This is a genomic window from Psychrobacter sp. GP33, assembly GCF_014119005.1.
In the GTDB taxonomy this organism is placed as follows: domain Bacteria; phylum Pseudomonadota; class Gammaproteobacteria; order Pseudomonadales; family Moraxellaceae; genus Psychrobacter.
In genome coordinates this window covers 293,150-305,076 of the sequence record NZ_JACGYX010000001.1, presented here as the reverse complement: position 1 = coordinate 305,076, position 11,927 = coordinate 293,150, and the positions used below count along the sequence as shown (strand labels likewise).

Below are 11,927 nucleotides of genomic sequence, written 5' to 3'. Positions count from 1 at the left end.
ATTTATATCTAGGTAATTCTAGAACGACTATTTATACTTGCTAGTTTAGAGTTGAGAAATATTTTTCGTTTTATCGCACGCTTTTATGAGCGATAAATTTGATGGTAATTGAATGGAAGATTTATTTTCATTCAAATTTTGAAAGTAATTTTCTTAGAATTATTACTTAACTTTCCATACCTTCCTTTAATCTTTAAAACTCTTGACTGATGTATATAATACACAAGCCTATTTTTTCTGACCTCTGTAACTTCACTATTGTTTCTAAACAAGTCTACAAAATTGAAGAACCAATCTTTTAGAATAAAAAATAGGAAATATGTTAAGAATATAGATAACAAACTATAAAAAATCATAAATATTGCATCAAAGAAGAATTGCGGATTTTTTGAAAATAAATCTGAGTTTTCACTTTGTATATTTGCATTATAAGACGCTAGGAAGCCTATCACACCTGTTGTAAATACAGCGAAAATTCCTTTTGTAAACTTGTTTGACAAAAATTCTTTTATACTAACCACTTGATCTAATTCATCTTTATGACTAATATAGTTATTATAAATTGTGAATACATATTCAATGTCTTTTAGATCAAATAAACATTTAACCCAATAAGTTCTGTAATCCTTAATGGTAAAACTCCTAAACTTACTAAGTCCTTCGCTAGTAAATTCATTATTACTACTGTCAGTTTTTACTAAATTTTGATAATAACTACTTTCATAAGCTTTATCTCGAAAAAACAGAAAAGGAAAAAACAACAATAATAAAATGAAATTTGCTCCTATAGAAAAAAACCATAGCTTTATTACATATTCTTTTTCAAAAGACATGTCGAAAAAGTATTTCAAAAAATCGAAGCTTACTATAGAAAGTGTTAAAAAGCTAAAAACAATAAAGCTGAACACTAAAAAAAGCATAACTATAAAAAGTATAAGTGTATAAAATTTATCTAAATAATTTTTAAAGACATAAAATTCATTATGAAAATCAAGAATAATATCATCGATTTGACGGTACTCATCTAAGGACTCAGGGTACTCTATTTTAATAGCAACATTCTTACGCTTAAAAACTTCCTCTTCTGCCTGTCTCAAACGGTAATAATCCTCAAAATTCACAAATATAACCTCCAAAAAGTTCTATGTTTAAACATATATAAAGCAAAACTATTAAAATAGTCTACTCTAGAAACTATTAAGAATGTTTGTCTTTCATCTTTAATAAGAAAAAACCCCGCATCATCACGATACGGGGTTTTTGTCTTAAATAATTAGCAATTTTTTATATTATAAACTAAGCCAATTGGGCAACGTCAATTTTATCCGCATCTTCAGTATAGGTGTCCATACGATCGAAGTTCATGTATTTATACACTTCTTCGCCCATGCTATCGAGCATACCGGCATACTGTTGATACTCTTCATTGGTTGGTAATCTACCCAATACCGCAGCAACCGAAGCCAATTCAGCAGATGCTAAATAAACGTCAGCACCTTGACCCAAACGGTTCGGGAAGTTACGGGTTGAAGTCGATACCGCAGTAGAGTTCGGTGCGATACGGGCTTGGTTACCCATGCATAATGAACAACCTGGCATCTCAGTACGAGCGCCCGCTTGTGCATAGATGTTGTAGTAACCCTCTTCCATCAACTGACGCGCATCCATTTTGGTTGGTGGCGCAATCCATAGACGAGTTTTCAAGCTACCTGCTGGGACGTCTTGTAGCAATTTACCAGCTGCACGGAAGTGACCAATATTGGTCATGCATGAACCAATGAATACTTCATCAATGGTATCACCAGCCACATCTGCTAGCGTTTTTGCATCGTCTGGATCATTCGGGCAGCAAAGAATCGGCTCTTTGATTTCAGACATATCGATAACCATATCGATGGTATATTCTGCATCTTCGTCAGCGCGCAATAGGCTTGGATTAGCCAACCACTCTTGCATACCTTCGATACGACGGCTGATGGTACGTGCATCGCCATAACCTTCTGAAATCATCCATTTTAACAAGGTGATATTAGACGTTAGGTATTCTGTTACTGATTTCTCAGACAAGGTAATCGTACAACCAGCAGCACTACGCTCAGCAGAAGCATCAGATAATTCAAACGCTTGCTCAGCAGTTAAATCTTCTAGACCTTCAATCTCAAGAATACGACCGTTAAACTCGTTGATTTTACCTTTTTTATCAACGGTCAACAGACCTTCTTTAATCGCTTGATAAGGAATGGCATGAACCAAGTCGCGTAACGTGATCCCTTTTTGGCGTTCACCGATGAAACGAACACGGACAGATTCAGGCATATCAAGCGGCATAACACCAGTTGCAGCAGCAAAGGCGACTAGACCAGAACCGGCTGGAAATGAGATACCAATTGGAAAACGGGTATGCGAGTCACCACCAGTACCAACGGTATCTGGAAGTAGCATACGGTTCAACCATGAGTGAATAATACCATCACCTGGGCGTAAGCTCACACCGCCACGGTTCATGATGAAATCAGGTAACGTGTGCTGAGTTTCGATGTCCACTGGCTTTGGATAAGCAGCCGTATGACAGAATGATTGCAATACTAAGTCAGATTGGAAACCTAAACACGCCAAGTCTTTTAGCTCATCACGGGTCATTGGACCTGTGGTATCTTGCGAGCCAACGGTAGTAATCTTAGGTTCGCAATACATACCAGGACGAACTCCTGCTAGACCACATGCTTTACCAACCATTTTTTGCGCTAAGGTAAAGCCTTTACCGGTATCGGCTGGCTCTTCTGGCTTAGCGAAAATATCTGAATGACCTAAACCCATATACTCACGAGCACGATTGGTCAAACCACGACCTACGATTAACGGGATACGGCCACCGGCACGGACTTCATCAAGTAGTGTTGGTGAATTTAGCTTAAAGGTTGATAGCACTTCTTCAGAGTCATGCTTGGTGATTTTACCTTCATACGGATAGATATCAAACACATCACCCATATTTAAGTTATCAACGGCTACTTTCTCAATTGGCAATGCGCCTGAATCTTCCATGGTATTAAAGAAGATAGGTGCGATATTATTACCCAATACTAGACCGCCACCACGTTTATTTGGCACGTTAGGGATATCATCGCCCATCAACCATAATACTGAGTTGGTTGCTGATTTACGGCTAGAACCCGTGCCAACCACGTCACCAACATAGGCCAATGGATGACCTTTTTCTTTTAATGCTTCAATCTGTTTCATCGGACCAATTTCACCCTCAACGTCAGCGGTAATACCGTCGCGAGAGTTTTTGTGCATGGCTAATGAATGTAATGGGATATCAGGCCGGCTCCAAGCATCTTGCGCTGGTGACAAGTCATCGGTATTGGTTTCGCCAGTCACTTTGAACGTGGTGTACGTGGTTTTTTGTGGTACTTCAGGACGATTTAAGAACCACTCTGCATCTGCCCACGACTGTACCACTTCTTTAGCAATGGCATTACCCGCTTCTGCTTTTTCGGTAACATCATTGAAAGCATCAAATACCAATAAGGTTTTTTTCAATGCTTCAGCAGCGTACTGTGCGACATCAGCATCGTCAAGTGCAGCAACTAATGGCTGAACATTATATCCACCTTGCATCGTACCTAAGAGTTCAACCGCTTTTTGCTTACTTACTAACGACGACTGCGCCTCACCTTTTACGATAGCTGCTAAAAATGCAGCTTTTACGTAGGCAGCTTGGTCAACACCGGCAGGAATACGGTTTTCTAACAAGTCTACCAAGAACGCATCTTCGCCCGCTGGTGGATTCTTTAGTAGCTCAACCAAGTCTGCTACTTGCTTCTCATTCAATGGAAGCGGTACAGTTCCTTGCTCGGCACGTTCTGCGACATGTTTACGATAAGCTTCTAACACAATAGTCGTCCTCGTCGGTTGGTATCAGCACACCACGTGAGTAGTCAGTATGACCGCCTGCATCGGTGCGCTGCATTGAGTAATTACACTTAAACAATATAGCGTAAATCGTCTTAGATGTTAATGACCCGCTGTGAAATCAGGTGCATAGCCAACATTTATTAAAAAAATGGGAGGTATTTTGTAACGTGGATTAGATTAGGTAAAATTTTGGTTATCGTTAGACCGTGTGACAACAATATGATAAGAATAGGGTTAGATTAATTTTACCGTGTTTTTCTATCCTTTTTCTGTTAAATTAGAAAACAATTAAATTTAAAGACTATTAGTACTTCACTACTAGTTAGTAGTACTTCACTACGCCTAATTGGCATCACTATGGCATCATGGATTGTGCCCTTGTAGTGTTTATCATTATTTCTGTTTTGGTAATAGCATTTATCATCAGCTTATTTGTCATCCTATCAATTCTATAAAGCATGAGCTGATTATCATTACTCAAACCTTACTCTAGTGAATATCATGACAAATTAGTCCCTCCATGTTTTGTGTCATAACTGAGTGTTGTACCATATTTCTGATGCATGTGGTTTTGGTGCGTATGCTTTGTCAGCAGCACTATTTTTATAGCCCTTTTTAACATACAGTCACATATCTCTCTTTTTATGCATCATTATTGTCATTACTTTGTTGTTATCTCTATTTTAGAATAACTGTGAGCAGATGAAAAAACGCATAAATTTTGCTATAATCACTCTATTAAATTTTTCTATTCCACTGTCATTAAATAACAAACAAAACCCTTATCTTATAAAGGCTTAGGATTGTAAGGGTTTAGGATAAGTCTATGAGCTCAATAGCGGTACAAACCTATGTTCCGGCAGCAAAAGCCAAACCGAAAAAAGCCATCCAAGGCGAAAAGCTACGCGGCTATGACAAAGTTGCGCGTATCCCAATTAAAGTGATTCCAACGGTCGAAGCAAAGAAAAAGCCGGACTGGATTCGCGTTAAGCTGTCTTCTCCTGCTGAAGTGGCGCGTATCAAAGCCACTTTGCGTGAGCAAAAGCTCTATACCGTCTGTGAAGAAGCCGCATGCCCTAACTTGGCACAGTGCTTCTCTGATGGTACGGCTACCTTTATGATTATGGGTGACATTTGTACGCGCCGCTGCCCGTTTTGTGATGTGGGTCATGGTCGTCCGAATGAGCTAGATAAAGATGAGCCACGCCATACTGCTGAGACGATCTTAGGTCTTAAGTTAAAATATGCGGTCATTACTTCAGTCGACCGTGATGACCTAAAAGACGGCGGTGCCAATCATTTTGTTGAAGTATTAAATGAATCACGCGCTTTAAGTCCAAATTGCTTAATCGAAATCTTAGTACCTGATTTTCGTGGTCGTATGGATATCGCGTTAGACTTGTTAACTGAAACTGCGCCGGATGTATTCAACCATAATATCGAAACCGTGCCACGTTTGTATAAAGCATTCCGTCCCGGTTCTGACTACCAACATTCATTAGACTTGCTAAAAATCTACAAAGAACGTCGTCCTGATATCGCGACCAAATGTGGCTTTATGGTTGGCTTGGGTGAAACTGAAGAAGAAATCTACGCCTTACTTGATGATCTGAAAGCGCACAATGTCGATATGATTACGGTTGGTCAATACCTACAACCAAGTAAAAACCATGCGCCAGTCGATCGTTATGTCCATCCTGACGAGTTCGAGCGTTATATGGAATATGGCAAAAAGATCGGTTTCTTTAATATTTGGGCAGGTCCAATGGTACGTTCAAGTTACTTTGCTGACCGTCAATTTTATGGTGAAGATTGCCCAGCACCAATCCGCAGCAAAAAGGCACTGATTGCTGAAGGTAAACTGGGCTGTTAATCAGTAGTTAATAGTGACTGTTTTAGCGCATTGATTTAAAAAAGAGACCCCACTAGGTCTCTTTTTTTATAGGGTAAAAGATGAATACTTATCTTATTCCTATCGATAAACGCTGAAATAACATTGACCTGATAACGCTTTGTCGTTAAATTGGTGACACTTGTCGTTAGTTGTTTAATGCTTATAAAAAAAACATCCCAATAATTGATACAATTTATATTATAAAAAAGCGATGACACGATATTTATTTTTGACATTAGTATTTTTTAACGCTCTCTGTTTTTGGCATTCTAGTCCTCTAGACCATTTAAGGAACCACTTATGAGTAACCCTGAGAACATTACCTCCTCTGACAATACTCATTATTTATACCATACATTTTTTGAACCAAGCAATAGCGACGTTGACGTTCAGGCAACCTTACTACTTGTACATGGGATGTCAGATCACAGCGGTCGTTATGCTGATTTTGCACAGTTTTTAGCTGATAATGGTATTGCCGTGGCCACGTACGATCAGCTTGGTCATGGCAAAACTATTAAAGCGCCTGATGAGCTGGGTTTCTTTGGTCATGAGCATCCTGTACAGTCATTATTAAAAGACGTCATTATCATGGCGGATGCTTTGAAGGCGAGGCATCCAAAGGTTCCACATTTTATTCTGGGCCATTCGATGGGCTCTTTTATTGTGCGTACGGTACTCAAACACCATGCGCATGCCTTTTCTGGCGCCATTATGATGGGCACTGCTGATAGCCAGCCCCTGTTAAAAGTACTACTTCCCATCAATAAAATACTTGCAAAAACAGCACCGAAAAAGCCCAATGCTTTATTCGCTGAATGGATAAATAATTTATTGAACATCAGGTTTGAAAATCGTATTTCCGATTCTAATTTTGCATGGCTGAGCGAAAATACGGCAAATATTGCAGCATATGAAGCAGATCCCTTAACAGGCTTTGAACTCACTAATAACGGCTTTATGACCTTATTGGTATTGATGCAAACAGGATTGGATAAAAAATGGGCGTCGACCATTACTACAGACTTCCCCATGCTATTTGTTAGTGGCAACAATGATCCAGTTGGTGATATGGGGCAAGGCATTCGCCGCATTGTTCGTAAACTTCGCAAACAAAACTTTAGCCAAATAGATATGCGTCTATATCCTAATATGCGTCATGAACCGTTGCATGAGCAGCATCATAGCGCGGTGTACTATGATATCTTACATTGGATACGTAATTTAAGTACTACACAATTATAAGGAATGTAGTTTGCTAAAAGCGGTTAAATTAGCGACAATACGACTCATTACCTTTTTTTTCGATTCTTATCAGCAGTGCTCTTATTGCCAGTGCTTTTACGATAAAGGCTTTTATTATAAGTATTCGATGAGCCGCTAAGCAGCACTTTGACTTTGACTTTTTTAGGATTTTTTATGTCATTACAACAAGTTATCGAACAAGCTTTTGAAAATCGCAATGAGTATAGCCCAAGCACCATGCCACAGGACGTCCGTGACGCTATTAATCAAGTACTAGAACAGCTTGATAATGGCAGCTTACGCGTCGCTGAGAAAAAAGATGGCGAATGGGTTGTCAATCAATGGGCGAAAAAAGCGGTGTTGCTATCGTTCCGCCTCAATGACAACTATGTAATGTCAGCTGGCGAACATGTGCAGTTTTATGACAGAGTACCGACTAAATTTGCCGATTGGACAGAAGCACAATTTAAAGAAGCTGGCGTACGCGTTGTGCCACCTGCTATCGCTCGTAAAGGCTCTTATATCGCAGCAGGCGCTGTATTGATGCCATCTTATGTGAATATTGGTGCATATATTGATCAAGGCGCGATGGTCGATACATGGGCAACCGTTGGCTCATGTGCCCAAATTGGCAAAAATGTGCATCTATCAGGTGGTGTTGGTATCGGTGGCGTATTAGAGCCATTACAAGCCAACCCAACGATTATTGAAGACAATTGCTTTATCGGTGCACGTTCTGAAATTGTTGAAGGTGTGATCGTTGAAGAAGGCGCCGTCATCTCGATGGGTGTGTATATCGGTCAATCAACGCGTATTTATGATCGCGAAACAGGTGAAATTCATCGTGGTCGCGTACCAGCTGGTTCAGTCGTTGTACCGGGCAGTTTACCGTCTGAAGATGGCACACACAGCTTGTATGCCGCGATTATCGTGAAAAAAGTCGATGCCCAAACCCGCGCTAAAACATCTGTAAATGAGTTATTACGTTTAGCGTAAAAGGTCGGTATTAACCAGCCAAGTGCTCATAAGATAACGGTTTAAAAAAAGATGCTGGAGATATCCTTTAGCATCTTTTTTATACTTTTAATTTAGTGCAGCTTAGTTAAGCACTGTGCGTTATAATCCTTTGCTTATGACATTTTTCATATATTCTTTGAAAAATTCGTGTAAATACACCTATCACTATGAATTAGCTGTAGCACGATTTTTCTTTTTTATCAGTATACCTATTCTGATTATCCCATCCTTTTATTTGATATTGATATTGTTATGACCAAGCCATCGCTACGTACATCCGCCATTCCTGTCACTGACCCTGAAGCGGGTCTGCGTCTGACTGAGATTTTTTATTCTTTGCAAGGTGAAGCCATTACTTCAGGTTTACCGACGATATTTGTACGCTTAACCGGTTGTCCGCTGCGCTGTGTCTATTGCGATACCGAATATGCCTTTAGTGGCGGTGAGCGTCAGTCGCTTGAAGCGATTATGGCAACGATTGCCAGCTTTCCATGCAAGCGTATTTGCTTGACGGGCGGTGAGCCATTAGCGCAACCAAATGCGATTGAGCTGATGAAACGCTTACTGGCTGATGGTTATGAGATATCTCTTGAAACAGCAGGTGCATTGTCCGTGCAAGATGTGCCCGTTGCGGTTAGCAAGGTAATGGATTTAAAAACACCAAGCTCAGGTGAAGCGGATAAAAACCTTTGGTCAAACCTTGATTATCTTACTCAGCATGACCAACTGAAATTTGTCATTATGAACCGTGAAGATTATGACTGGGCAAAGTCTAAATTGCTTGAGCACAAGCTACACAAACTGGTCGGTACAGTTTGGTTTTCGCCAATGTTCAATGTCGCAGAAGATGATACTTTAAACAATAATAGTCCTGAAGTACCCGTATTAGCGCGTGAGCTTGCCGAATGGATTCTTGTAGATGCACTACCCGTTCGCTTTCAGTTACAACTGCATAAAATCATTTGGGCAGATGCTAAAGGTAAATGAATCTAATCAGTTAATGAGCGAGTTTTCACTCTAGAATTCTCTCGCTCGCATACCCCATAATAAGTCGTGATAGTCAGCAAGGACGCAAGGATGGTCAAACTCATTTTATTGGGCTTATTAGCAGGTGCCTTATTTAGCTCTACGTTTATTTTAAACGAGATGATGAGTTCGGCGGGTGGGCATTGGTTTTGGTCAGCCAGTCTGCGTTATCTTTTTATGTGGCTGATGCTAACTGTTATTATTGCCATGCAACAAGGCGCTGGGCGCATTAAAGAATTAACGGCTATTTTTTGTGCCCATTGGAAATTTTGGTGCGTGACTGGTGGAATCGGCTTTGGGTTATTTTATACCGGTATTTGTTATGCTGGCGATCACGTTGCGGGTTGGGTCGTTGCCGCTACGTTTATGTTTACTGTGGTCACCAGCCTACTGGTACTGCTTGCCTTTGGTCAGCGTTTTGACAAGAAATTCATTCTCTATGCGCTGCTAGTGTTTATTGGCGTGGTATTGGTAAACGTCAGCGAAGGATTGCGCGCATCGGAAGTGGTAGATTTGGCAGTCTCGACGCCCATGTCGGAGATGCTGTTGTATGGTGCATTACCTGCTTTAATCGCGGCCTTTAGCTATCCCATTGGCAATCAATTGGTTTGGCAAGTCTCTTATAATTCTCGCAAGCATACCGCAGCATTACAAAAAGCGCGTGACGATAATTCTACAGACTCTATCAACTCTGACGATGTCAATATTGTTATAGATACTGATAACACAGTTAACACCTTATCTCATGTTGCTATCCAACATAAATCCATGTTGCAAAAACTGATTGGGCGTATCCCTGCTATTGAGACGGATCTGCTGCAAAATGCCTTTAATAAAGTCTGGTTAATGTCCTTTGGTAGTTTGCCATTTTGGCTAATTTTAGGCATTATAGTGCGTCCTGAAATGCCCAGCTCATCACAAGTTTTCAATACCCTCCTTGTCGCATTATTAGCAGGAGTTGGTGCAACCAGTATCTTTTTATATGCGCGTGAACAAGCGCAAACATCTAGTGAAGTTGCTGGAGTCGATTCGACGCAAGCCAGTGAAGTGATATTTGCGCTGATCGGTGGGATATTCTTACTGGATAATGTCTTGCCATCAGCAATGGGCTTATTCGGTATTGGGCTGATTATACTGGGATTGATATTGTTTGCTAAAGACGGTTGATAATACTTAATTGATTATCTGATACTGTACTATCTATTTTATAATTTTTTTCTATCATATATTTCTTTGCAAAAACTCTTTTAGTCAGTAATGATGAGCGGTATCAACATGTTCAGCGCTTTTATTTTCCCTGATATTTTACTGTATATATTAGACATGATTGGCATTATTGCCTGTGCCAGCGCTGGTACGTTGCTAGCACAGCACAAAGGCTTTGATATTGCAGGCTGCATTCTGGTATCGATGGTCAATGCCATTGGTGGTGGTACGTTGCGCGATATGGCACTGGATCGGCATCCGCTATTTTGGATGACGGATCTTAGTTATTTATTAGTTATCACAGCTACCTCCCTTATTTTACAAATATTTTTTAATCTTTTTGATAAAATCGATAAGACGCTTAAGCTATTTGATGCTATTGGACTGGCAGCCTTCAGCGTCATCGGCTTTAATGTGGCGCTCGGTCAAGACATGTCGCCTGTCATTGCCATTATGATGGGCGTATGGACAGCAATTCTCGGTGGCTTACTGCGCGATATTATATGTAATGAGATACCCCTTTTGCTCCAGCGCGAGATTTATATCACTGCCAGTATTGTCGGTTCAGTGACGTATCTGCTGCTTGAGGTTTGGGGCGTACCTGCAAGATTGAATGAATTTATTATGCTTGGCGTCATCTTTGCAGTGCGGATGTTGGCACTGCGTTTTGATTGGCATCTTCCCTCCATTCGCTGGGTTGGCTAAACTCTTAGCTACTTCAGTGTTTTTTATGTGAACCATTATGATCAGTATTATCAGCGTCAATATTTATGCGTGGCTTAACGCCTGCTGCCAGGCTTTATTTGGCAAATCTTTCGATCTGTTCTTGTCTCCTATATCAACCAGTCTCACGCTTGGCGCTGCTGCACCGCCCATTCCAGTCGCACCCACTATTCATCCGCCAGCAGGTCTGAGTACAGATTTTGTGACCCGATTTGAGCCTACCTCCTTTATGTTTTGGCTTGAGATGTTTGGTATCTTTGCCTGTAGTGTGTCGGGAACGGTGATTGCTAAACATAAGAACTTCGATATGTTCGGCTGTATTCTAGTGGCGATGATTGCTGCGATTAGTGGTCCGACTGCACGTGATATTATTTTGGATCGCTATCCGTTATTTTGGATGGTAAATATGAATTATCTACTGATTATCACCATCACTTCAGTAGGTTTTCAGATGTTTTGCAATCCAAAATCAAGCCATGTCGATGGTTTATTAAAATTATTTGACGGCATGGCGTTGGCAATTTTCACCTTAATTGGTATTCAAGTGGCGCAAGAAATGGGCGCTAATATTCCCATTTGTATCTTGCTTGGCGTATTGAACATTTTGTTTGGTGGCGTGATTCGTGACATGCTGTGTAATGAGATTCCGCTGGTATTACAGCGCGAGATTTATGTTACTGCGGCGATTGTTGGGGGAATACTATATTTTGTCTTAGAAGGTATGGGCGTGACACCTTGGATAAAAGAATCCTTGACCATGTTAACAATTTTTGTAATTCGTATGCTGGCAGTACGTTATGATTGGCATTTCCCAGATATTGGTTTAGTGAAAAAACAAACGCTTTAATACGTTGAAAAATAATAAACAGAAAGGGCGTTAATCTGTTTGATTAAC

The 11,927-nt window shown here is 40.4% G+C and carries 9 protein-coding genes; 7 read left to right on the top strand and 2 right to left on the bottom strand.

The window, feature by feature from the left end; translation table 11 throughout:
• Positions 1-131: 131 nt before the first annotated feature.
• Together H2245_RS01340 and acnB are read right to left on the bottom strand one after the other, a co-directional pair.
• Positions 132-1,121, bottom strand: coding sequence for a hypothetical protein (locus tag H2245_RS01340; protein WP_182405243.1), 990 nt, complete (start codon positions 1,119-1,121; stop codon positions 132-134).
• Positions 1,122-1,296: 175 nt separating this feature from the next.
• On the bottom strand, positions 1,297-3,900 hold the full coding sequence (gene acnB / locus H2245_RS01335; protein ID WP_182405241.1) for a bifunctional aconitate hydratase 2/2-methylisocitrate dehydratase: 2,604 nt from the start codon (positions 3,898-3,900) through the stop codon (positions 1,297-1,299).
• A gap of 847 nt (positions 3,901-4,747) precedes the next feature.
• Between acnB and lipA the strand changes: the two genes are divergently transcribed.
• From lipA to H2245_RS01300, 7 genes are all read left to right on the top strand, one after another.
• Positions 4,748-5,794, top strand: a complete 1,047-nt coding sequence (gene lipA / locus H2245_RS01330) for a lipoyl synthase (RefSeq protein WP_182405238.1) — start codon at positions 4,748-4,750, stop codon at positions 5,792-5,794.
• Positions 5,795-6,115: 321 nt separating this feature from the next.
• Entirely contained in the window at positions 6,116-7,060 is a 945-nt protein-coding gene (locus H2245_RS01325; protein ID WP_182405236.1) for an alpha/beta fold hydrolase, read from the top strand.
• 174 nt (positions 7,061-7,234) lie between these two features.
• Positions 7,235-8,056 carry a 2,3,4,5-tetrahydropyridine-2,6-dicarboxylate N-succinyltransferase gene (gene dapD / locus H2245_RS01320; protein ID WP_182405234.1) on the top strand — a complete coding sequence of 274 codons (822 nt, stop codon included), beginning with the start codon at positions 7,235-7,237 and terminating at the stop codon, positions 8,054-8,056.
• Between the two features lie 273 nt (positions 8,057-8,329).
• On the top strand, positions 8,330-9,064 hold the full coding sequence (gene queE, locus H2245_RS01315) for a 7-carboxy-7-deazaguanine synthase QueE (RefSeq protein WP_182405232.1): 735 nt from the start codon (positions 8,330-8,332) through the stop codon (positions 9,062-9,064).
• A 90-nt stretch (positions 9,065-9,154) separates the two neighbouring features.
• Positions 9,155-10,270 (top strand): multidrug resistance efflux transporter family protein, encoded by a 1,116-nt coding sequence (locus H2245_RS01310; RefSeq protein ID WP_182405230.1) that lies wholly within the window; start codon positions 9,155-9,157, stop codon positions 10,268-10,270.
• 108 nt (positions 10,271-10,378) lie between these two features.
• Complete coding sequence (locus H2245_RS01305; protein WP_182405228.1) at positions 10,379-11,014, top strand: trimeric intracellular cation channel family protein; 636 nt, start codon at positions 10,379-10,381, stop codon at positions 11,012-11,014.
• Positions 11,015-11,051: 37 nt separating this feature from the next.
• Positions 11,052-11,879, top strand: coding sequence for a trimeric intracellular cation channel family protein (locus tag H2245_RS01300; protein ID WP_259365028.1), 828 nt, complete (start codon positions 11,052-11,054; stop codon positions 11,877-11,879).
• Positions 11,880-11,927: the final 48 nt, after the last annotated feature.